General features: G+C 69.4%; 22 protein-coding genes. 7 read left to right on the top strand and 15 right to left on the bottom strand.

All coding sequences use genetic code 11. The features are described from left to right. Window positions 1–4: 4 nt before the first annotated feature. The 6 genes from OG472_RS00110 to OG472_RS00085 are packed head-to-tail and all read right to left on the bottom strand — an operon-like array spanning window position 5 to window position 5,879. Window positions 5–730, bottom strand: a complete 726-nt coding sequence (locus tag OG472_RS00110; RefSeq protein ID WP_331723253.1) for a class I SAM-dependent methyltransferase — start codon at window positions 728–730, stop codon at window positions 5–7. Continuing rightward, window positions 717–1,679, bottom strand: coding sequence for a glycosyltransferase family 2 protein (locus OG472_RS00105; protein WP_405940597.1), 963 nt, complete (start codon window positions 1,677–1,679; stop codon window positions 717–719). The genes OG472_RS00110 and OG472_RS00105 overlap by 14 nt, the downstream gene beginning before the upstream one ends. Further along, window positions 1,676–2,878, bottom strand: a complete 1,203-nt coding sequence (locus OG472_RS00100) for an arylsulfotransferase family protein (protein ID WP_331723251.1) — start codon at window positions 2,876–2,878, stop codon at window positions 1,676–1,678. The genes OG472_RS00105 and OG472_RS00100 overlap by 4 nt, the downstream gene beginning before the upstream one ends. A 56-nt stretch (window positions 2,879–2,934) precedes the next feature. Next, window positions 2,935–3,696 (bottom strand): creatininase family protein, encoded by a 762-nt coding sequence (locus tag OG472_RS00095; RefSeq protein WP_331723250.1) that lies wholly within the window; start codon window positions 3,694–3,696, stop codon window positions 2,935–2,937. 34 nt (window positions 3,697–3,730) lie between these two features. Next, window positions 3,731–4,684: a radical SAM protein gene (locus OG472_RS00090; protein WP_331723249.1), complete on the bottom strand. Its 954-nt coding sequence runs from the start codon at window positions 4,682–4,684 to the stop codon at window positions 3,731–3,733. 16 nt (window positions 4,685–4,700) lie between these two features. After that, window positions 4,701–5,879, bottom strand: a complete 1,179-nt coding sequence (locus OG472_RS00085) for a radical SAM protein (RefSeq protein WP_331723248.1) — start codon at window positions 5,877–5,879, stop codon at window positions 4,701–4,703. A gap of 259 nt (window positions 5,880–6,138) precedes the next feature. Here OG472_RS00085 and OG472_RS00080 point away from each other — a divergent pair, with 259 nt between their 5' ends. Further along, window positions 6,139–7,473, top strand: a complete 1,335-nt coding sequence (locus tag OG472_RS00080; protein ID WP_327167127.1) for an XRE family transcriptional regulator — start codon at window positions 6,139–6,141, stop codon at window positions 7,471–7,473. A 253-nt stretch (window positions 7,474–7,726) separates the two neighbouring features. Here the strand turns inward: OG472_RS00080 and OG472_RS00075 are convergent, their stop codons facing one another. Beyond that, the gene (locus OG472_RS00075) at window positions 7,727–8,605 is read right to left on the bottom strand and encodes a hypothetical protein (protein WP_405940596.1); all 879 of its coding nucleotides are present in this window, start codon (window positions 8,603–8,605) and stop codon (window positions 7,727–7,729) included. 20 nt (window positions 8,606–8,625) lie between these two features. Between OG472_RS00075 and OG472_RS00070 the strand changes: the two genes are divergently transcribed. Further along, window positions 8,626–9,168 (top strand): hypothetical protein, encoded by a 543-nt coding sequence (locus OG472_RS00070; protein ID WP_266608984.1) that lies wholly within the window; start codon window positions 8,626–8,628, stop codon window positions 9,166–9,168. A gap of 172 nt (window positions 9,169–9,340) precedes the next feature. Here OG472_RS00070 and tpg read toward each other — a convergent pair whose 3' ends face one another. Next, window positions 9,341–9,895 carry a telomere-protecting terminal protein Tpg gene (gene tpg / locus OG472_RS00065; protein WP_405940595.1) on the bottom strand — a complete coding sequence of 185 codons (555 nt, stop codon included), beginning with the start codon at window positions 9,893–9,895 and terminating at the stop codon, window positions 9,341–9,343. A gap of 7 nt (window positions 9,896–9,902) precedes the next feature. After that, window positions 9,903–12,029, bottom strand: a complete 2,127-nt coding sequence (gene tap / locus OG472_RS00060) for a telomere-associated protein Tap (protein ID WP_405940594.1) — start codon at window positions 12,027–12,029, stop codon at window positions 9,903–9,905. 238 nt (window positions 12,030–12,267) lie between these two features. Between tap and OG472_RS00055 the strand changes: the two genes are divergently transcribed. Then, entirely contained in the window at window positions 12,268–12,831 is a 564-nt protein-coding gene (locus OG472_RS00055) for a hypothetical protein (RefSeq protein WP_405940593.1), read from the top strand. A 109-nt stretch (window positions 12,832–12,940) separates the two neighbouring features. On the opposite strand, the gene OG472_RS00050 is transcribed toward OG472_RS00055, so the two are convergent. After that, complete coding sequence (locus tag OG472_RS00050) at window positions 12,941–13,342, bottom strand: hypothetical protein (RefSeq protein ID WP_405940592.1); 402 nt, start codon at window positions 13,340–13,342, stop codon at window positions 12,941–12,943. Window positions 13,343–13,391: 49 nt separating this feature from the next. On the opposite strand from OG472_RS00050, the gene OG472_RS00045 reads away from it, so the two are divergent. After that, window positions 13,392–14,426, top strand: coding sequence for a nucleotide kinase domain-containing protein (locus OG472_RS00045; protein WP_405940591.1), 1,035 nt, complete (start codon window positions 13,392–13,394; stop codon window positions 14,424–14,426). A gap of 15 nt (window positions 14,427–14,441) precedes the next feature. On the opposite strand, the gene OG472_RS00040 is transcribed toward OG472_RS00045, so the two are convergent. The 4 genes from OG472_RS00040 to OG472_RS00025 all read right to left on the bottom strand — a co-directional run bounded on the left by OG472_RS00040 (window position 14,442) and on the right by OG472_RS00025 (window position 16,943). Next, window positions 14,442–15,287 carry a hypothetical protein gene (locus OG472_RS00040; protein ID WP_405940590.1) on the bottom strand — a complete coding sequence of 282 codons (846 nt, stop codon included), beginning with the start codon at window positions 15,285–15,287 and terminating at the stop codon, window positions 14,442–14,444. Between the two features lie 80 nt (window positions 15,288–15,367). Beyond that, window positions 15,368–16,279 carry an ImmA/IrrE family metallo-endopeptidase gene (locus OG472_RS00035; RefSeq protein WP_405940589.1) on the bottom strand — a complete coding sequence of 304 codons (912 nt, stop codon included), beginning with the start codon at window positions 16,277–16,279 and terminating at the stop codon, window positions 15,368–15,370. Then, window positions 16,276–16,704, bottom strand: a complete 429-nt coding sequence (locus OG472_RS00030) for a helix-turn-helix domain-containing protein (protein ID WP_405940588.1) — start codon at window positions 16,702–16,704, stop codon at window positions 16,276–16,278. The genes OG472_RS00035 and OG472_RS00030 overlap by 4 nt, the downstream gene beginning before the upstream one ends. Next, entirely contained in the window at window positions 16,701–16,943 is a 243-nt protein-coding gene (locus OG472_RS00025; RefSeq protein ID WP_405940587.1) for an acyl carrier protein, read from the bottom strand. The genes OG472_RS00030 and OG472_RS00025 overlap by 4 nt, the downstream gene beginning before the upstream one ends. 142 nt (window positions 16,944–17,085) lie before the next feature. Between OG472_RS00025 and OG472_RS00020 the strand changes: the two genes are divergently transcribed. Next, window positions 17,086–17,961, top strand: a complete 876-nt coding sequence (locus OG472_RS00020; protein WP_405940586.1) for a nucleoside triphosphate pyrophosphohydrolase family protein — start codon at window positions 17,086–17,088, stop codon at window positions 17,959–17,961. Between the two features lie 99 nt (window positions 17,962–18,060). Next, complete coding sequence (locus OG472_RS00015) at window positions 18,061–18,738, top strand: DUF6308 family protein (RefSeq protein ID WP_405940585.1); 678 nt, start codon at window positions 18,061–18,063, stop codon at window positions 18,736–18,738. 63 nt (window positions 18,739–18,801) lie between these two features. Here OG472_RS00015 and OG472_RS00010 read toward each other — a convergent pair whose 3' ends face one another. Continuing rightward, window positions 18,802–21,300 carry a Helicase associated domain protein gene (locus OG472_RS00010; RefSeq protein ID WP_405943125.1) on the bottom strand — a complete coding sequence of 833 codons (2,499 nt, stop codon included), beginning with the start codon at window positions 21,298–21,300 and terminating at the stop codon, window positions 18,802–18,804. A 281-nt stretch (window positions 21,301–21,581) separates the two neighbouring features. Here OG472_RS00010 and OG472_RS00005 point away from each other — a divergent pair, with 281 nt between their 5' ends. After that, window positions 21,582–21,803, top strand: coding sequence for a hypothetical protein (locus tag OG472_RS00005; protein WP_405940584.1), 222 nt, complete (start codon window positions 21,582–21,584; stop codon window positions 21,801–21,803). The last annotated feature ends 316 nt before the right edge of the window (window positions 21,804–22,119 follow it).

Genomic DNA, 22,119 nt, shown 5'->3' with positions numbered 1-22,119 from the left:
GCAATCACGACTGGTCAGGACGGAGATCAGGGGCACCTGGCGGCTTGTGGAGCTGGAAGGCGATGAACCCGGGCTGGTGGGCCAGTTTCTCGTACACGGTCGGGTGGTGGCGGACCATCGAGTGGGCGGGTCGGTTTTCGACTAGACGGTCGACGGCGAGGCCTGCGGCGGTGAACTCGTCGAACCATGCCTGGAGGGGCTGACGCCAGTAGCGGTGGGTCATGCCGTCGGACCAGGATTCCTCGACGTGGCGGGCGTCGAAGTAGCTGCCGCCGTCTGCAAGCCAGTCCGCGGTGGGGTGGCTGGTGGAGATGATGATCCTCCCGTCGGGCCGTAGGACGCGTGTGAGCTCGGTCAGGGTGCGGACGCGGTCGTGGGCGTAGTGGAGGACCAGGGCGAGCAGGACGATGTCGAAGCTGGCGTCGGCTGCCCAGGTGAGGGGCGCGTCGAGGTCATGCTGGCGGATCTGGGCGAGCGAACCGAGGCGCTCGCGGGCGAGGCGGACCATGTCCGCGCTCTGGTCGATGCCGACGGTGTCGGCTCCGCGCGCGGCGAGCTCGGAGAGGTACAGGCCCGGGCCGCAGCCGCCGTCCAGGATGCGCAGGCCGTTCACGTCGCCGAGGAGACCGAGGACGGTGGGGCGGTCGTAGTGCGCGTTGTAAGGGCTGACGGCGGCCTCGCGGGCAAAGGTGTCGGCGAAGCCGTCGTACGGTGCGTCAGCGGGATCCATGCACAGCCCCCTTCAGCGAGATGTCGGCCTCGGCACTCTGCCTCGGCCAGGAGGCGAGGCTGTGGGGGAGTAGACCCTCGAGGAGGGCAGGGTCGGGCGGGCGGTGCGCGGTGAACGTGGCATGCAGGCCGCGGACGGCGTGTTCGTAGACGTGGGCCGAGGCGGGCAAACCCAGGGCGATGCGGGCATCGAGTCGCTGGTCGAAGTCGCGGAACCACTGCCGGTACTCCTCCGCGAGGCCTCCGACGGCCGGCCAGCGTCGGTAGAGGGTGTCACGGGCGAGGGTGAAGGGGGTGGGGCTCGTCCGGTAGGCGGAGGCGACCGCGCCGGGGCGGGGGACCTGGTGGTAGACGCTGGTGATGCTGTCGAGGCGGGCGAAGCGATGGCCGGCGGTGTGGTGGAGGGCGAGGAGGAAGTCCCAGTCCTCGCAGTGCTGCAGCGTCTCGTCGAAGCGAACCGGGTCGGCGGCAGGATTGCGGGCGACGATCGACCCGGTGTGAATGGTGTTCGCGACCCCGAGGAAGGTGGCGTCGAAGGGGTAGTCCTTGCGTGGCAGGCCGTGGGCGCCGCGGGGCAGGTCCTCGATCCAGGTGGGGCTGACGAGGGCCTGGCCGTAGACGGTATCGGCCCGGCCGGTGCGCAGGGCGTCGTCGGCGGCGAGGAGGTGGTGGGGCAGGAACACGTCGTCGTCGTCCAGGAGCGCGACGTTCTCGCCCTGGGCCACGGCCAGAGCGCGGTTGCGAGCATGGGAGACCCCATGCGGGGTGTCGCCGTCGAGGAGGGTGATGGGCATCTCGCGCTGCCAGCGGGCGATGACCTGCTCGACGGGCATGCCGCCGTCGCGGGCGACGATGACCTCGAAGCGGCGGTAGGTCTGGCGGGCGAGGCTGCGCAGGGCGCGGTGCAGCGGCCCGGGGCGGTCCCGCGTCGGGACGATCACGCTGATCACAGGGCACCCTGGACGCTCTGGCGGACGTGGCAGCTGACCTGGGACTCGGCCAGGGTGCGGGCCGGCCGGTCACCGGCACCCAAGAAGCGGGCGGCGCGGCGGGGTATCGCGGAGAGGCGGTAGAACTCCGCGCGGGAACGTCCGGCGGACGTGGCGCGGGTGGAGACATGAATCGTCCACCGCTCGCGGCCGTCGCGGTCGACGATCAGGGCGCGGCCGGCCTGAGCGTCACTGATGAGGACAGTTCCGTCGTCCAGACGCTCGCAGCCGCCGGCCATCTCGCAGAACAGGCCCAGCTCGTACTGCCAGGTGATGCCCTGGGCGAGCGGGTCGATCTCCAGGACGCGGGATCGGCCGAGGCCCCGGCCATTGTCGAAGACCAGGATCGTGCCGTCGGGCTGCACGGAGGGCTGGTGCTGGCCGGACAGTTCGCCGGGCCCCCACCACCAGCGCACCGCGCGGGCGCCGAGGTCCAGAACGGCGATCAGGTTCAGGTTGCGCAGCGAGACCAAGACGTTCCCGGCCGCCCACAGCCCGGCGGGGTGGCCGGTGGTGAGGATCTCGACGGTGTTGGTGTGGAGGATGTCGCTGGGCGATCCGGGCCGGGCCCGCAGCAGGCGGGAGATATCGCGGCCGCGCCTCCAGCCGTTCGCTCCTTCCAGCCGCGGGGCGAGGGCGGCAGGGTCCGCGGTCCGTCCAGCCGCGCGATGCTCGTCGATCACGCCGGTGATCAGAGCCTCCAACCGGGGGTCGGTGGTCAGGATCTCGTACAGGGAATGCGCGGCCCGCAGCTGCCCGTCCGGACCGAGGACGGTGACGGAATTGTCCAGCAGGACGTGGGAGCCGCCGGTGCAGGGCACAGGACGGGGTTCCTCGGTCAGGACGTAGATCTCACCGGCGGGGCTGAGGGCGAGGTCGTGATGGGCGGGGAGATCGGCCCGCCAGGTGAGGGCGGAGTCCGGGGCGAGCTTGAGCAGGGCGTGCAGCGGCACCATCGCGTACAGGCTGCCGTCGGGCCCGACCTCGACGTGGTTCCAGCCCCGCAGGTAGGACGGCGGGCTGGTCTCGATGTCGGGCTGGCCGATGGGGCTGGACCAGGCGTGGACGAGCCGCGCCCGGTCGTCGATGACGCACGCGAACGGGCGGGGATAGGAAGCTGATGGGGAGAACACGTACAGCTGGTCGCTGGAAGACGGCATCGAAGTGGCTCTCCTTTTGTGAGACGTTCCCGGGCGGGCCCGGGCGGTGTCCGGGGTCATGACGGAAGGGGTGCGGCGAACTCGCGGCGCACGGCGTCGGCGAGCTGCCGGGCGACCTGGTAGGCCACCCGATCGCCGAGCTCGGCGCCCGCCCCGGCTGCGGAGTAGACGATGCCGCTGCTGGTCGCGGTGTCGGCTGGCTGCGGGTAGAGGTGGTAGCTGATCCGGCGGGGCTGCTCCATGCCGCCGTCGACGGGCAGCCGGCCGGTGCGGACGGTGCGCGGGTTGATGTGCATGACGAGGCTGGACTCGACCATCCCGGCATGGTGGTCATCCCGGCGGGCAGTGCCGCTCTCGCGGGCGAGGGCGTCACGGAAGTCCTCGCCGACGACGTCCCACCAGTTCACGACCATCACCCGCACGCCGGGGGTCCGTTCGGTCAGGTCGCGGGCGGCCTCGCACAGGAAGCTGATGTTGTCGATGGCCGAGTTGACCAGGACCATGCGGCGGTAGCCGTGACGCGCCAGAGAGGCCAGGACCTCGGTGACCACCGCCGTGAAGGTGGCGCCGCTGATGCTGATGACGCCGGGGAACGTGCCGCCGAGCCGCTGGGAGGGTGTGGCCACGCCGTAGCCGAGGGTGGGGGCGACGTGACCGCCGATGTCGTGGGCGAGCTGGTGGGCGAAGTGGTCGCTGATCATGGTGTCGGAGCCGAGCGGCAGGTGCGGGCCGTGCGGTTCAAGGGCGCCGATGGGCACGATGACGTGGTCTTCGGGTCCGGGTTGCAGGTCGGGCCAGACCAGGTCGCTGATGAGCACGAGAGCGGATTCCCTTCCAGAGCAGTGCGGTGGATCAGGCGTCGGTCCAGCCGAGGCTGGGGACCGTCTCGGGGCGCAGCGGGGCGGCGATCTGGAGGTTGAGGAAGTCCTCCTTATTGCCGCAGCCGCCGGCGGCCGCGCACGGAGCCCAGGGGTCGGGACGCAGCGGCAGCTCGAAGCCGTCGGTCAGGACGCTGCCCAGCGGCGGGCGTTGCTGGGCTGAATAGTTGGAGCAGCGGTAGGCCTGGCCATGGATGTCGATGAACACCGCGTCGTGGCCGGCCCTGCAGGGCATGCCCTGGCAGGACGTCAGTGCGATCAGGGCGGTCTCGGCGAGCGCCCGGTTTCCGCCGAGGCGGGCCAGGGTTTCCAGGGCACTGCCGGCCTTGAGGGCGGGAACCGCATGGGACGGATCTTGCGGGTCGGTGGGGGCGGTCGGGTCGTAGCCGAGGTCGACGTTGAACCGCAGCCCGGCTGCGCGGGCGGCCTCCTCGGCGCGGGCCACAGCGTCCACGTTGTCCTCGAACAGCAGGGCGTTGACGACGACGAAGCAGCCGAAGGTCTCCTGTGCGAAGGACGCGGCGGCGATGAACCGGCCAAGGTCGGCTTGGCCATCGTGCCAGGTCAGCCACAGAGAGAGCTTGCCCAAGTTGGCCGCTGCCTCCAGCCTGGGCAGCCGACGGGGCAGCAGGACCGCGTTGGAGACCAGCTCGACATGCTCGACGCCGCTCTGCCGGGTCAGCCAGGCTGCCTTCTCCAGAAAGAGGGGGCTCGCGAACGGCTCGCCGAGGGTGCCGAGCCGGACCTTCACCGGGTAGGGGCGCGTCCCGATCCAGGTCACCACCCTGTCGTAGACCTCGCGGTCCTCAGGGTTCTTCCAGTCGTGGCGACGGCTCTTGGCCCAGTCGCCGATGGACACGCAGTAGTCGCAGGCCAGATTGCACAGCCGCTGGCCGGCCACGTACCAGATCCGCACCGGATTATGCATAGGAGCCTCCCCCTTCCTATCCGAAGGTCGCGATCGGCCTGAAGTCCCTGCCGGGGAAGTCGCGCAGCTGGTTGTGGCAGCGCCGACACAGGAAGTCCTCCGGGGCCTCGTCGACGCCGAACACCTTGCGGCGCAGCGCGACCGCCCGCTCGCCGGACATCAGCTCGTCGATCGAACCGTCCCCGACGTGCCCGAACACCTCCCGCTGGTAGTAGTCGTTGCAGCACAGGAACAGGGCCCCGGTCACGGAGATGTTCACGTGCTGCACCGGCCAGCCGCAGCCGGTCAGCCGCCCTTCCACCTGGACGTCCTGGGCGTACTCGCCGCCCAGCTCACCGGCCCGGTCACACGTCAGGCTCGGGTACACCTGCGCGCCAAGCGGAACGAAGTGCCGCTCGACCCCTTCGAGGTTGCGCTCCCCACGCGCGCCGACCCCGTTGACGACGACCTGCACCGGCAGCCCGGCGCGCAGGGCAGCCTCGGTGTTGCCCACCGTGTGCTGGTAGCTCCGTGACCCGGTGAGCCCGGCGAACTCGGCCTCGTCGACCGAGGGGATGTTCACGATCAGATCCTTCAGCACCCCGCTTTGCTTCAGATCCTCGATCTTCGCCGTGGTCAGCGCGGAGGCGTTCGAGTACAGAGCCAACGGCATCCCGTGACGGGACAGGACCTCCAAGCGGCGGGAGAAGTACCGGTCCAGGGTCGGCTCGTTGAAGAACTGGAACGTCACGTACGAGGCGTCGGCCGCGGCGAGCTTGCCGACGATCTCCTCGAACAGGCCCATCGGCATGGTCCGGCGAGGCTTGGGGTCGGCCGCCACCGGGCAGGAGACGCACCCCCAGTTGCAGTGGGCCGTCACCTCGATCTCCCCGGACTCGACCCGGTACGACCGGCACAGCTCGACAGGATCCTGCAGCCACCCTCGCGCCACCGCCGCCTCCACGCGGCCGGCCCCGAACCGGGCCGAGAGCTCACCGCTGTCGTGGGGACGTTCGGAGGCGTACCGCAGCAGCTCAAGGACCACGGCATCGTCCTGCCACACGATCACCCGGTCCAGCCCTACAACCCCGAACACGGTGCTCCCCAGGGGCGGGGCGCCGACGGGGGCCTGGGGCCCGCTGCTGTCCGACAGGTACACCAGGTCCGGGCCGGTGCCCGGACGGACGCTGGAGAGGTACGGCGAGGTTTGCAGCATCACGGCCGCCGCAATCCCGGACCGACAACCTCCGTAGGTGCGCGGCAAGCCGTCTGGGCGGGCAACGGTGGAAAACGGCATGAGATGTCCCTTCAATGGCGAGGGGGACAGGCGCCAATACCAGGCACCGGCCGAGCCGACTGGTCCGATCGCTCGGAAGATCGAGCTTCGGTCAGCTGTACGTCCAACGCGATGGTCCGGCGGGGGTCCCGCGGGGGTCCCGCCTCGGGAACCACACCCTGTGGAAGACAGAGAGTGCTTGACTGACTACGTGACCGAGCACTCGCATCCGCTGGCCTACCGGCGCGCGCTCAAGAATCTGACCCGGGTCGACTTGGCGAACCTCATCGGCGCGGCGGCGCAGCGGCGAGGCCTGCGCTCGGGCACAGACAAGCACCGGGTACGCAAATGGGAGGTCCTGGCGGTCACCCCAGAAGCCGAAACGCAGGTCTACATCGCGGAAGCGCTGGGGCTGCCCGTCGAGCTGGTCGACCCCGACAACTGGCCGAACTGGCTGCCCGGAAGCGACGGAGGCGTCGTCCCCCTCGGCCCGTCCAGCACCGTCACAGCCCTGCGAGAGGCCCTCAACACAGCCATGGAACGCCTGGAACGCCGCACCTTCCTCACCATCTCCGGCACCGCCCTCACCACCCTGGCCGCCGCCTGGGCCACCAGCGGAGGGATCGCGCTCGCCGCGCAGTCGGAGGGCGGCAGACTCGTCGGCCAGGACACGGTCACCCTGCTGGAGAACACCAGCCGTCAGCTCAACAGCCTGGTCACCGAACAACGCCAACACGTATCAGCCCTGTTGGATGCCCACCTCGTCACCGTCACAGAACTGATCGCCCACAGTCGCTACGACCGCACCACCGGCCTGCGCCTCCACACTCTGGCCGCGACCCTCGCCCAGACCGTCGCCTGGCACCGCTTCGACCACGGCCACCACGCCGCCGCCAGCAAACTCTGGATCGCCGGACTCCACAGCGCCCACGCCACCGACGACCCCGACCTCGGCGCCGCCATGCTCGGTGACCTCGCGTACCAGGCCGCATGGCGCAAGGACCACGCCACCGCCGCCGGAATCCTCCAGCACGCGCTCAAACGCACCCAGCACCCCGCTGCCCGGTCCCTCCTCCACCTCCGCCTCGCCCGCACCCTCGCTGCCCAGCAGGAGAAGCAGCCCGCCCTGCGCGCCCTGGCGGCAGCTGAGCACCACCTCGGAGCATCGTCCGGCCGGCCTCTGCCAGCATGGTGCGCGTGGATGTCCGAAGCCGACCTCGCGGTCGACTCCGGCCAGGCCCTCCTCGACCTCGGCGACGCCGCCCGCGCTCACCAACTCATCGGAGAAGGCCAAGTTCTCCTGCCGGCTGCCCGTGACAAGACCCGAGGCATCTTCCTTGCCTACCAGGCGGCCAGCCACCTGAAGCTCAAGCAACCTGAACTGGCAGCCCACGCCGCCGGAGAGGCCCTCGGGCTCTCCCGCCGAATCGGTGCCCCGCGCTGCGAACGACTCGTCCAAGAACTCGTGCCCGAGTTCCGGCCCTACCGCACCGCGGCCGGTGTCCCGGAACTCCTGGCCCTTGCCGCTGCCTGACGACGCGCCCGGCCGCGAACACAGGCCATCAGCCGGAACAGCCTGCTCCTGGCACTGGGGTGTCGGGGCTTCGCAGGTGTCCAACGAAAGCTGCCACAGGCGTGACGCGAAGACCTCGCGACGCGCTCACGAGGGGCCCGCCATGTCCTCTTCTGATACGGCCGGGACCGGAGGAGGCGGCCCCTGGGTCGGCGGTCGGTGGTGACACTCGGGGCGGGGCCAGTGCAGCGGCTCGGCCCGGATCTCGCACATGTCAGCTGGGCTGGTCTGGGGCGGGCTGCAGTTTCCGGCGGCGCCGGTGTTCGCGCTGGGCTTGGGCGCGGGCGCATTCGCGTGTGCAGTACTTGACGCCGGTGGTGCGGTTCTGTCCGTACTCGGCACGGCCGCGCTGCCGGACGAAGGGCCGCCGGCAGTTCTCGTTGGCGCATTCGCGGATGGTGGCGTTCTCGGCGAGGTGGTTGTAGAGCTGGAGGAACGCCACGGCGAGGAGTGTGGGGTAGCGGTCTTCGAGGCCGCCGATGCCGATACTGAAGGGCTCCAGAGCCGCGTTGAGGGTGCTGGCCAGGTCGCTGACCTTCAGCGCCAGCAGCTCCTCGCGCATGTGGTTGAGGTCGCGCGGCCACGTCTCCGCCTTGTCGCTGTTGGCGGCCTGCCACCGGGCGAGCTCTTCTTCGGTGGCCTCGGCTTCGACGAGTGCGTCCAGTCCGCCCTCGTGACGCAGAGCCAGCCAGGTGGCGATGGCGTCCTGAGCCTCGGAGACGAACAGCGTCGCCAGCTCGCCGTGAAGGGCGAACGGGCCGCGCTCGGGGTGGAGGCTGTCCGTCAGCGCGGTGAAGTGATCGTGTTCCTCGACGTCGAGGCTCAACGACCCGACGCGGCCTCCCAGATGCCCGTAGGCGCGCATCATGGCGGCGACCGCCTCGAGGTCGGCGGGGTCGAGCTCCATGAATTCGCGCAGGTAGAAGTCCTCGGGCAGCGACACCGTGCCATCGCCGGGGGAGCGGAGCCGGGGGCTCCAGACGATCCACTCGCCCTCTGCCCGCGCGTCGGTGAGGGGGCTCAACTGCGGTGCGGGAACGGGTGTTCCGGGCCACAGCGTGGGACGAAAGCGTGGGTCAACGTATGCCTCCATGTGCGGCATCATAGCCAGAGATGAGGGAATACGAAAAGAAGGCAGTTCGTATCACGCATGCAGAACTCGTCGAAGGGGGAACCACCGTGACGCAGTGGCAGCACCGCAAGGCTGTCGGGGACCTGCACGAACAGCGAGTCGCCGCCGCCTTGCGCGCCAGAGGCTGGACCGTCCACCCCTGCGGACAGGGCACCTACCCCCATGCTGTCCGCGAAGCCCTGCGCTGTACCCGCTCCGCCCTGAGGCAGTTCCCCGACCTGATTGCCGCCCGCGGTGCCGACGTCGTCACCATCGACGCGAAAGACCGCATGCCCAGCACCGACACGAGCCGCTACTCGATCAGTGCCACGACCATCAACGCCGGCCTCCACTTCACCGCCATCCATGCCCCCACCCCGCTCTACTACGTCTTCGGCGACCTCAAAGTCCTCACCCCCGCCGAAGTCCTCCACTACACCGACCACGCCCTGCGCCACTCAAGCGGCGCCTACCACCTCGTCAGCACACACCGCGCCCACCCCTTCGACGACGTCTTCGGCTCAGCCGCTGCCCAAGCTGCTTGAACGGGCAGGTTCCGGCAGGGCCGCGGTCACGTAGAGACGGCGTCAAGGAGGGCGCCGTGCGCGGCGCGCTTCGGGGCGCATCAAGCGCGCGGCGGTGGCTGCGGTGGCGGCGCCGGCCGCTCCCACCGCCACGGCGGCCCCGGCTTACAAGTGCGCCGGCCACCCCTTCCTCTCAGAACGACACGTCGATGTAGTCGATGTCGGTGAATTCGACTTCGAGCTGGTCGGCGCGGGTTCCGCCGTCCTTGAAGTAGATGTCCTGGAGTCCTTCGGCGACGATCGCGCGCAGTTCCGGATCCTGGGCGCCCTGCTGCTGGGCGTCGAACAGGCGCTGCGCGTACGCGGGCGGGAGGTGGACGGTGAGGCGTCGCATCCGGCCGTCGTCGGTGGTGCCGATGGGCGCGGTGTATCCAAATCGGGCGCGGGTCTCGACGGTGATCCCGGTGCGGGTGGCGGCTTCCTTGCGGCGGCGGTCGCGGACCTTGGGCTGCCATCGGGCGCGTACGGCGGTGTCGATCCGGTCGGTGATCGCCTTGGGCGGGGTCTTGCGTTCGCCGGTGCGGTAGCGCTCGATGGACCGCTGGCTGACGCCGAGCTCGGCGGCCACGGCCCTGGTGGTCTTCAGCTTGCCCATCAGAAAGTTGATGCGGCCCTTCAGCGTCTTGGGCGGCTCCCGCGTGAACGTCTCCCGGCCCGCGCGCTCCAGGGCGTCATCGATGTCCCCCACGGTCTACCTACTCTCCTTCGTCCAGGACGGCGTCGCCGCCCTTGATGTGCCGGGCCGGGTTGAGGCCCTTCTCCATGAGGTCGACGGCCCACGCCATCTCCTGGAGGCCTTCGAGCTTCGCGAGGCCTGGCGTCGTCCCGAGGCGGAAGGAGCCGGGGAGGGGCTTGCCGGAGGTGGTGTACGGCAGGAAGTCGAGCGGGGAGGATCCGGGGCTGGCGTAGACGACGCAGTCGGAGAGCACGCCGAGCGGGTACTGGCCGGTCGCCTTCGCGGTGTTGGCCATCTTGCGGTGCATGTTGACCCGTGCCTTGGAGATGACCGCGGCGCGGATGTCGGGGCGCCAGGTCGGCCGCTCCAGCGCCGGCCACCGCTCCCCGTCCCGGTAGTGCCGTCCCTGGGGGCGCTCGCGGAGCTTGCCGACGCCGCCCTTGACAGTGGCCTTGATCGCGGCGAGTACGGCCGCCATCCCGGGATCCACCTGCTTGTGCTGCTCCATCGCGGCGAGGAACTGCCGGTCGTCCAGCTCGGCAGTCACACCCAGATCGGCGAGCGTGTCGACGTACGCGGTCTTGAGGCGGTCGTGCCACGGATCCAGGTACGCACCCGTCTCCCGGCGCAGGAACGCCTCGATCGGCGCGACGTCGTGGCCGAGCTCCTGGGCGTAAGCGAGGGTGTGGGTCTGGTACCAGGCCGGCCCGGTCGGCCGCTGCCCGGAGGGGGTAAACGGCGAGGGCAGGCGCGGGTCCAGCTCGATGTGTGAGAGGTCGACCATCCAGGAGCCGGGGATCTTCTTGTTGAAGGTCGGGCGGTGGAAGTGGTCGGGTGCGGACAGGCCGACGACCAGGCGAGCGGCCGCGGCGAGGAACGCGGTGTTCAGGTCCAGGCCGACCGCGTACGGCAGCAGGCACTCCTCGTCGGTGAGCAGTTGAGGGTCCCGCACCCACTGGTAGGCCTCCTCGTCGAGGAAGCCGCCGGTCCATCCCTGCGCGACGGGGTGCTCCTGCGGGGCTTCCGGCGGGGCGGGGTCCATCGGCTCGGTGCCGAGCGAGCCCGGGTTGTAGGCGGACTCCCACGCGCCGGTGGTCTCGTTCTTCAGGGCGCGGGTCGGCGGCCGCAACGCGGTCATGAGCTCGAGCCCGGAGGTGGCGGTGGAGCCGCGCGGGGTGATCACCCGGGCCGCGTACGTGCCCAGCACCCGGGCGACCTCGGCCGGCTCCATGCCTGCGACCCCCGGCCAGGACCGGGCATCGAGCGCCTCCCACGACAGGATCGCGAGCTGCACGCACTGGCGCTGCCCGGCCTGCGCCGGCCGGTAGATCCGCGCCCACGGGCCGAAGCCGCGCTGCGTCAGCTTCCACTTCGCCTTCGCGAGCTGCTTGACGACCGGGTGGTCGTCGGGCAGCCGCAGCGAACGGCGGGCCTCCGGGCCCTCTAGCCGCTCGGGCAGCCCCAGCTTCACGGCGGCCGCCGCGGTGAGGACGACCAGGGGGTCGGAGTCCTTGCCGTTGCGGTTCAACCGCGGCGTGCCGAGCCCGGACTCCTGCAGCGTCCACTCCACCAGCTGCGGAATGGTGGTGGCCGGGCAGTCCAGGACGATCCCGTCCACGCCGTAGGCAGAGCTGTCGCCGTCCAGGACCGCGAGCGGGCCGTGCAGGAACCGCGGGTCGACGGCCGGCTGCGCAGCGGCTTTCCCCGCCGGGCGGCGCGACGGAGCCGAGGGCTTGGCCGCCTCCACGGGTGCCTTCACGACCGGACCCGGTGCAGCGGGGCTGGCGGCCGCGGCGTGTCCGGCCGGCTCGGTGGGTTGCTCCACGGGGCTGGTGAACGCCTCCGGAACCGGAGCGGGCACGGGAACCGGAGCGGACGCGGACTTGGTCGCGGCCGGCGCGGGGTACCGCTCGGCCCAGCCGTCCAGCAGTCGCAGGTAGGCCTGAAGCCGCGGTGGCCGCGGCTCGGAGCGGCCGTTCTCCCAGTTCTTCACCGTCTGCGGTGTCGACTTCAGAGCGGCCGCGAGCCGGGCCTGCGTGACACCCGCGGCTTCACGCAGTCGCGCCCGCTCCGCCGGAGACGGCAACTGCGGCTCGCCCTCCAGCAGCGCGTCCACCGCGTCGAACAGTTCTTCCTGGCTCGGCATGGCCCACCTCCACCCCGAACCCTAGCAAAATTAACCCCACCAGGATATTGGATTTAACCCTATCGGGGTGTCGTGTTTTCGGGATGTGTGGCGGGGCCCGGTACCCAACCGCCCCGGTTGTTGGGACTGCCCAGGTGTGGGCGCGTGCGCGGACGGGGCAAGGTCGCAGACGGGATCCGGCCGGCCTGTCGGCAGGAACGTAGGAGAGGATGGTGCGCTGGATTGGGACTGGTGGACGGTGGATTTCGGGGACGCGCACGCGGGCGCGGCGGGTGTACTCGTCGGCGGCAGCGAGCCAGGCCCGGTGTACTTCGACGTCGGGAGCGGGCCGAACGTGCCGTCGAGTACGCACTGGTCGGCCTACGACGGCCGGGCCCGCCGCCCGCGCGCCGAGACCCTCCGGGCCGTGTGCGCGTGCGGATGGCGCAGCGCCGCCCAGTACCCCCTCGACTGGGACACGATCGGCGACCAGCCCCTGTACGAAGCGGACATCGACCTCTCGGGACCGCTTGCGGACTGGACCGCGCACCTGTCTGTCGTCCGCGACGTGGCGGTGCCGCTGCCCGACCCGCTGGTCGCGCTCCTGGTCGAGATGGCCGGGCAGCTGACCGTGACGGCCGCGGACACGCCGTTGGCCGCGCTGCGCGCTGCCGGTGTGCTGGAGCGGATCGCGGCCCGGGTGGGCCGGGAGGCTGCCGGCGTGCTGTGCGACGAGGGTATGTCTGCCGAAGCGGTGGCCACCGCGCTCGGGACAACCCGTTCCAAGGCCCTGGTCCTGCTCCTGACCGCGCAGGACAGGTAACGGCACGCACCACAGCGGCGTTCCAGGAGTGGGCGGGTCAGCGGTGCCCCAGTTTGTTCCGCTTGGCTCTCATGCCTCACGTGGGCCATGCGGTGAGTTCACCATCCTTCTAAGCGTGAACCTCGGGATTAGGCGTGTCGGGGCCGCGGGGTGCGTCGTTGATGGTGAAGGAGTCCTCGCTGCGCCCTGTGCTTTGGCCGTTGCCCCGGGCGGGAGGGCGGCGCGTCTCGCGGCGTGGTCCGGTGCGGCGGACTTGCGGCCACTGCTCGGCAGCGGAGCGGTTGGCCGCGTCGAGGGCGTCTGTGCTCAGGCTGCGGTAAGACTGCAGGACCTCGGAGACGAACGCGGGGGAGAGTTCAGCTTGAACCACGAGGGCTGCGAGCAGTTGGGAGCGGTTGGCATTCTCGCCGGCTGCAAGCCCTGCAGCCACCAACTGGTCCAAGCGCTCGTTGACGGCGTCAGGCCAGGTGACGAGAGCGTTGCTGCGTTGGGTGCGCCATAGCAGTTCCATGCCTCGTCCCCTCTGGCGGTTGAATCTATATTCAATATATATTGACCTCATGGTGACCATGCTGCAAGCCCGAGCGAGCCGCCCGGCGGAAGACTTCGATCCTCCCGCCAAGGTGCGGATTGCGGGGCGGGTGCTGCAGCCCACGCCGGTGTTCGACACCTACTGGCGGTTCGCGGCTGCCCGGCAGCAGGTGTACCTGTCGCGGCTGGGGGAGGCGCCGAAGCCGGCGGTTCCTGACCCTGTGCTCGCGCAGCACCGGTTCACCAACTGCTTCCGGGCGGCCGACCGGGTCAGCCAATATCTGATCGGCCATGTGTCCTATCGCGGAGACCAGGAATGGCAGGAGGTGTTCTTCCGTACCTTGCTGTTCAAGTTCTTCAACAAGATTCAGACCTGGCAATTGCTGGAGGAGCACCTGGGTGAAGTCGCCTGGCACCGCTACGACTACCGGTCTCTGGACCGAGTGTTGTCGCGGGCGTTCACGGCCGGGGAGCGGTTGTACTCGGCCGCCTACATCACTCCGCCGCCGCAACTGGGTGAGCAGCGTAAGCACCGTAATCACCTGCGTCTGGTCGAACTGATGATGGGCCAGGGGGCGCCGGAGCGGGTTCGGAAGGCTGCCTCCATGCGTGAGGCGTACCAGGTGCTGCTCAGCTTTCCGGCACTCGGCCCATTCCTGGCCTACCAATACCTGATCGACCTGAACTACGCGGCCGGGCTGTCGTTCTCCGAAATGGACTTCGTCGTTCCCGGGCCAGGCGCCCGTGACGGCATCCGCAAGTGCTTCGGCGCCGCCGCAGGCGGCATCGAAGCCGAAGCGATCCGCTATATGTCCGACACGCAGCAGGAGCACTTCGCCCGCCTCGGGCTCACCTTCACGGGGCTACGGGGGCGCCCGCTGCAGCTGATCGATTGCCAGAACCTCTTCTGCGAGGTCGACAAGTACGCACGTGTGGTCCACCCGGACATCGTCGGAATCAGTGGCCGAAGCCGTATCAAGCAGCTGTACCGCGCCGATGGTGCCCAGCTGACGGCCTGGTTCCCGCCCAAGTGGGGCATCAACTCTCAGGCCCCCCAGGCTTGACAGCCTTCGCGTGGTTCAGGCCAGCTGGAGGCGGCCCTGGCCTTGGAGTACAGGCCGCAACGCCTTGATGTCCCCTTCTATCTGAGCGTGCCCGGCGACCACGGTCAGGCTGCCGGGGTGCACCCCGGCGTGCTGGGCCAGGTAGGCCAGCAGCCGGCCCAGCCCCAGGTAGTTACCGTAAGCACGAGCGACCATGTAGTGGCTGCGGTACAGAGCCACCGCGTGCAGGACCCGGCCGCGCTGCAACTGGAACGAGCAGTGGCTCAGGCAGGGGAACCCCCGTATCCCGTTGTCCTTCCCGGCGGCATGTATCGACGTGGACCAGGCGCTCGCGCCGGTCGCCGCCCCGCCGTTGCCGTCCGTGCCGTTTGTGCTGTCCTGGTCCACATCGTCGGGATGGGCGATGTCCATCTCGTATGCGGCGCTCATCGGCCCCTTGCCTGCCGCCTGTCGGCGGATCCGATCGATCAGTGTGGTCAGTTGATCGACGGGGCCGTCCTGTCCGGGGTAGGCCACGACGCGCCCGAAGTAGGTGCCGGTCGCGTTGGCCCGGTCGATGCGCCGTATCCGCGGGTAGATCTCCTGGTACCGGCGCACCAGATCCGCAGGGGTGTGGGAGACGGCTGCGAGCTGTGCGGGGAAAAGGGTGTTGGCCACTGTCTCGATCGGCGCATAGCCCGTCTCCTCCCGCATCCTGTCGAACTCGGCGCGTAGCTGCGGGTCCTCCGTGGCGGCGTCTTCGATCCGGACTACGGTGTGGAAGGCGTCCCGCTTCGGGTTCCCGGGCCTATCCAGCTCCAGGCAGGCGGCCTTCCAGGCCAGTGAGGTATTCGTTCCCTGGACAACGAAAGTTGACAGCATCGATGCTCCTCATGTGCGCGTCGATCAGCAGGGGAGTCTCATAGGTGGAGCGGTGTCGGGAAGTGCGCCGGACGAAGTCGTCAGGTGGGCCAGAGGTTCTGGACGCCAACGCGCGGGGCCTGGCGTTCCAGTGTGAATCCCAGCAGTTCGGCGGCCCCGGGAACGCGCACCGTGACCGAGGCTGCCCCGGTGAACGCGCCGGTTACCTCCGCGGCCACCACGGTGGCCGGGTCTTCGCGCACGGGGAGCTGTCCGGCCACATCTTGGGGCGCCTGGAGCTCGTGGGGCAGCCAATCGAAGCGGGCCCCGGTATCGCCAAGAACGATCAGGTCCCCTGCGTCGACACGCACGGTGGCACCGTGGGCGCCCGTATCGATGACGTGGACGTGGGCTTTGCCAGGTGCCGCACCGCCTGCCAGGTTTGCTTTGATGGCCGCGGGCTTGACCCGCAGCCATTCGGCCTTCTGCGCCCGCGTCACCAGCCGCAGCCGGTGCAGATGATTCACGGTCCCCGCATAGGAGGTGCCCAGCCAGCGGGCCACCCTGTAGGCGTGCTCTGGAACCCGGGGGTGGCCTATCCCGATTCGCGTCAATGCGGCCTGAACTGCCGGCAGCGGCATCAGAAACCACGCCGCGAACGCCTCCGCCAGCTTTTCCTCGTCCGGCCAGGATCCGTCCCCCCACCTACGGGCACGGTCCAGCTCCTCGTCCAGTGCCGTACCGTGCCCGGACAAGTGATGCCCAAGCTCGTGCGCCGCGGTGTGCCGCTGCGCCACGATGTCCAGGCTCGCGTTCAGCAGCACCGCCGGCCCGTTGTCTTGTGGCGAGGCATACACCCCGAACAGCCGAGGCATGGGCCGTGCCATCCCGACGACCCCGGCACGGAATAGCGCGGCGTACACGTCGATGTACGCGTTGCGATCCGCACCAAGGTCGCGGTGCGCCTTGACCGCTGACATCGCGGCAATTTGGTGTGCCACGTCCCAGTTCACTCGAGGCGCTCCTGCTCCTGCGATGGACTGGCTGCCCCCTGCTCCGCTGCCTGCTCCTGTTCACCAGCGCGCCGGAACTTCAGGAACTCGGCGAAGCTGAGCACTTCCTCCCAGTCGCCGTCGGTCAGTCCGACCAGGGCGCGGGGCAGTCCGGCGAGCGCGTGCGCCCCGAGGTCTACGTCCTCCTCCTTGTCGAGGAAGTAGGACACCGGCCGCATGTACAGGCGTGCGAGCTTTTTCAGTTCCAGACTGTCCACGCGGCGGGCGCCTCGTTCGATGTCGCTGACCGCCGAGCGGGGGATGCCGGTCATGTCGGAGACGTGCTGCTGCGACATGCCCAGGTAGTCGCGGGTGTTGCGCAGACGCTCCCCGAGCAGTTCCAGTTCCGGGTCGCGGCTGCGGGGTTCGGCGGGCTGGGGGTTCATGACTTCTGCCTCTCGTTGATCACGTTCAGGACGGTGGCCGCGAAGGTGCGTACCGACCGGGTGGAGCGGGCGGCCTCCTCGTCCGCGGGGACGCTGATCCCGTATCGCTCCTCGATGCGGGTCAGGATCTCGACGACGAGGATGGAATCGACCGGCAGCTCCTCGCCCGCCTCCTCCAGCTCCATCCGCAGCTCATCGGGATCTCGATCCTGCAGTTCGGCCAGGAACTCCACGACCACGGTGACGATGTCCTCGAAGGACGGCTCGATCGCGTTCAGGAGACTCTCCCGTTCGTCGGATTTTCCAGCAGCGCTGCTCTAGCATACGACACGGGTCGGGATTTTCCGACCTCGATGCCGGATTTTCCGACAGGAGGAAGTTGTGGACTTCAACCGCTACCAGCAAGCTGCCATCAAGACCCTCCAAGAGTCCGCCCCTGGCACAGATCCCGTCACGGTGCCGCTGCTCGGCCTTGTCGGCGAGGTTGGCTCCCTCGCCACCGCCTACAAGAAGCGCTTGCGCGACGGACCCGGCCTCGCCTCAGGCAAGCAGCACCTGCGCGAAGAACTCGGCGACGTCCTCTGGTACATCGCCGCGCTAGCCCACCGATTCGACCTCGACCTCGAGGATGTCGCGGCCGCCAATCTCGTCAAGATCGGCGATCGGTGGCACCCCACCCCCCAGCGCGACCGCATCGTCTTCGACACCGGCTTCCCCGAGACCGAGCAGCTCCCGCGGCAGGCCACCCTCACCTTCACCCTCCAGCAACGCGAGAGCGACGGCCGCACTGTTGCCGTGCTTACCCGCGACGGCGTGCGCTGCGGAGACCCCCTAACCGACGCCTCCCACATCGACGACGACTACCGCTTCCATGATGTCTTCCACCTGGCTCATGCTGCCGTCCTCGGATGGTCCCCTGTCTCCCGCTTTCTCATGGGTTGCAAGCGCAAGAGCGACCCCAAGACCGACGAGGCCGAAGACGGCGGACGTGCGATGGCGATTGAGGAGGGCATCTCCGCCCTCGTGTTCTCCTACGCAGCTCGCCATGGCTACTTCGAGAACGTTCGCCACATCGACCACGAGTTCCTCAAAACCATCGCATCCATGACCTCGCACCTTGAAGTCAGTGTCCTGCGCGCCGCAGACTGGGAGCTGGCGATCACGACCGGGTACGCCGCCTGGCGTCAACTGCGCACCCAAGGCGGCGGGACCTTGAAACTTGATCTGGACCGGCAGACCTTGACGGTCGAGCAGTAACCCGCACGCGCCCTGCCGAGGTGATCAGAGGCCTCCTGGTCGGCGGTCACCTCGAGAAGGCCACGCGACGGCACATCGCTGCTTGGAATTGAGTCGCTAATGCCCAGCTCCACCCTTCCGCCGCCGTGCGCGGAACGGATACACGGCTACATCACCGCTCGTCAGGCGGTCGTGGATTTGCGGCGTTACTTCGGGATCAATCTTCCGCCCGGTGCGCTGCCGTTCACCGGCAGCCGGTTCGAGCATCTGGCGGGTGGGGGAGACCTGCCGGAGGTCGCCGACCGGATCACGGCGGAGGACTTGGTCGCGGTGCAGACCTTGTCGGTGACCGTTCCAGTGCCGGTCGCGCTGGACATGTTGGAGGGCCCTCTCGGCGAGCGGCTGTCCGGTCTGCTGCAGGCCATCCCCAAAGACATCGATATGGCCGATGCCACAGCCGCGGTCTTGGCCGAAGGCTCGCCGGCGGCCCGGGCCTGGCAACTGCTCGAAGACCAGCGCGACGTCGGATGGGTGATCGCGGGGAAGCTCCTGGCCAGGAAGCGTCCGCGGCTGCTGCCGGTCTACGACAAGGTGGTGCGCTGCGCTCTGGGCCGCCCGCGCCCCTCGTTCTGGCTTGCGCTGCATGCCGCGCTGCGCGCGGACGACCGAGCCCTGCACCGTCAGTTGCTCGCGCTGCGCCAGGTTGCCGAGGTGCCGGAGAGCGTCAGCGCGCTGCGGGTGTGCGACGTGGTGCTGTGGATGAGGCACCGGGCGGAGGGCCACGCCTGTCCTTGTTGACTCCGCCATGCCGAGTTCGGGGCCATCAGAAGGCAGCAGCGCCACATAACCTGTTCGACACGGCTACTGCGCCCACTCCACACCCAGCTCGGCGAGGGCTGCGAGTTGGGTGGCGTCGAGTCGGTCGCGGCGGGCTTTCTGGTTGGCGAGCCAGATGCCGGTGCGGTGTTCGGTGCCGTCGGGGAGCCGCTCGACGACGGCCCGCCCCGGCATCCCACCCTCCCGTTCGATGTACTGCTGGAGGGCTTGGAGGCCTTTCTGGAACGCCTCGCCGCCCGCGTGCGGCCCGGACGCCACGGCGGTCTTCGCTGCCGTCTTGCGGGTTCGTGGGGTCTTCTTCACGCCGAGCGTGGCGAGTCGGCGCTGCTGTTCCTCGTTTAGCCGGTCCCAGCCCCGCCGTTGCGAAGCGAGCCACCGTCCGACGTCCTCGCCATGCCGGGTGACGCCCGGCATGATCGAGGTCAGGCGGGCGCCGCCCGCGAGGAGCTGGGTGAGGTAGGCGTGGTGGCGTTGCCAGTCGACCGTCCATCCCAGCGTCCCCGGGTTCCAGTCCGGGTCGATCGCGGCGAGCGCCGCTGCCCGCCGCTCGGCGCGTACCGGGTCCTTCCCGAGCCCGCCGGGCCGGCGGATGTTCGTGAGCCACTGTCCGACCTGGACGTCCATGATCGCCGCGCCCCGCGGCGCGGCCAGGGTCCCGTGGAGCTCGTAGTAGGCCCGCGCCGCGCCGAGGTTGGCCTCGAATGATGCGTCGGCGGTGTCCCAGACGATCCCGAGTTCTTCCAGTTCGGCCGCGCGTTCGCCGGTCATGGTCCCGGCCCGGTAGGTGCGCCGCTGGTCGGACAGCCACCGCCCCAGCGGGAAGGCTCCCGCGGTCTCGACGTGTTCGTACGGGACCTCCAGATCGCCCTCCCGCTGCCGGTAGCGCAGCGCGGCTTCAGCGCCCCGGCGCCAGTCCTGGCGTTCGGTGTTGATCACCTGGTAGCTGATCCACTTCGCGATCAGCGCCGGGTCCCGCGGCGTCGCGAACCGGAGGAGCAGCCGTGACTCCTCCTCGCCCTCCTCCGGCGCCTTCCCGACCGGCCGAGACGGGTCTACGATCCTTTTCTGGTTCTCCTGTGGAATAGCAAGCATTTCCACAGCCTTTTCATCGTGCGCCCGTAGTCCCGCCAAAACTCGAACCAGCGGCCGATACGAATTGGACGAAAGCATGTCCTCAGGCTTTTCATCCTTCCGTAGAAATACGGGGACGATGAGGGTGGCCATCTTTCCTTCACCGGGCTTCTGCCGCAGGGCCCGCCCGATGGCCTGGACGATGTCGACGGCAGACCCCTTGGGGTCGATCAGGGCCACGCTGTCGGTGGCTCTGATGTCGACTCCCTCGCCCAGAACCCGGCAATTCGAGAGCACCGCGCGGCCGGCCCGGCGTCCGAAGTCGGCGAGTACCGTCTGCCGGTGGGTGCCTTCGTGTTCCCCGGACAGCCATCCCGACCACACCCGTTCCGGATGCCGCAGGGGGTCGACGGCGTGGAGCCGGCGGGCGACGCGGTCGAGCCCGGCGGCGAAGGCCTCTGCCTCCACGGTGCGGTGGTGGAAGGTGATCGTGGTCTGCAGCCCGTGGGCGGCCATCGTCTCCAGGAGAGCGGTCTGCATGGCGGCGAGGCGCTGGCCGCGCAGCTGCTCCTCGTACCGCTCCTCACCCAGGAGCCGGTCCGGGGTGACGACCGGGTCGGTGAGCTCGGCGACAACGATCTGATACTTCGCCAAGAGTCCGCGGGAGATGGCGTCGGCGAGGGAGAGTTCGTAGACGACGGGCCCGAACACCTTCGGGTCGTCCATCGAGCACGCCAGCTCCTTCGGCAGCCGGTCCCAGCGTGGCCTGCTGACGTAGGCCCGCCCCTCGGCCTCCGCCTCCTCACGCTCCTTCTCCTCCGCGAGCCGGCGGGCCTCCTCCATCTCCCGCTCCTGGGCCCGCGTGCGGGGCGGGCGTTCCATCCAGACCCGGGGGGTGGCGGTCATGTAGAGCCGGCGCATCGCCGGAATCACGTCCTGGCGGTGCACGTCCGCCCACGCCTTCCCCGCCGAACCTGACGTCCGGTGCGCCTCGTCGACGACGACCAGGTCGAACACGTCCATCGGCAGCCCGTACGCACCCTCGTGGGCCTCGGTGATGACGGGCAGCGACGCGTACGTGGCGTAGACCGTCACCGGGCCGCGCCCGTGCCACAGCCCCAGCTGCGGGGCCGATGTCGTGGTCCGTACGTCGAGCTGCCACAGCTGCGGGTCGTCCTCGAGGGAGCACACCGCGACCGCCGGCCCGGTGTGCCCGGCGAGCCGCCACTCCCGCACCGTCTGTGTCAGGAGATCGAGCGTCGGCAGCAGCACCAGGACCCGCCCGTGCCGCGCCAGCCGGAGCGCCGCCGCGGCCGCCATGAACGTCTTCCCCGTCCCGCACGCCGCCACCACCGTTGCCCGCAGACCCGCCTCCGGAATCCGCTTCCCCGGCGGAATATCCAGCCCCCGGACAATGGCCTCCACCGCCTCCTCCTGATGAGGACGCAGCACGATGTCACCAGACTTCTGCACTCGGCACTCCGCTGAACTCGAATGAACTCGAAGCGGCGGACAGACCCGCCGGGGAGGGAATAGCGATGTTCTCGGGATCCTACACAGCTACACGCATCACTTCTGGTGTGATGCACACTGAAGACTGTACCGCGCTTACACCCACGACGGCGTCCGGAACAAGACATCACCGGATTCCGTACCGGAAACGAGCGGTCTCTACCGCAGCTGTGGGTCACCCGTGGACGATGGATGCGCCGACACACCGATGGGGGAGTGCCATGCAGCGCAGTGCACAGGACACGACACGCCTTCTGCACCTGGTGGAGGAAGCAGCCAGGATCCGCATGGTGTGGGAGGAAGTGGCGACAACCCACTGCTGCCGACCGTCCGAAGAAGTGGAGGCCGCATACGCCGAGGCAGCTGACCGCTGGGACGTCCAGCTCAATGAGCACACTGCGGGCCTGTCGAGCGTCTACATCAGTGGCTGCTATTGGGAGTGACGAGCACAGTGACAAGCCACCCCACCCGTCACCGCTGCCAGCCGGCCCGCGACAGCGGGCTTGGTCCTGGAGGCGGAGCCGGAAGGACCTGAAGGGGTGGGAGCGTCAGCGGACACCCCTTCGATGTCCGCGCTTGCGCGGACATCTGGTGGCGCGTCAGCGCCACCAGGGCTGGCGCTTGCGCCAGCCCTTCTCTCTGGACGTCCGCTTGCGGACGTCGATTCCCGCGCTCGCGCGGGGAATCTGGCGAAGCGTCAGCGAAGCCTGCCCGGAGCGCAGCGAAGGGCGTCGATCCTGAGCGCGCCAGCGCTCAGGT

The sequence above is a fragment of the Streptomyces sp. NBC_00207 genome (assembly GCF_045160965.1).
Taxonomy (GTDB): Bacteria; Actinomycetota; Actinomycetes; order Streptomycetales; family Streptomycetaceae; genus Streptomyces.
Note: the sequence above shows the minus strand (reverse complement) of the source record. Positions and strands in the feature narration are given on the sequence as shown.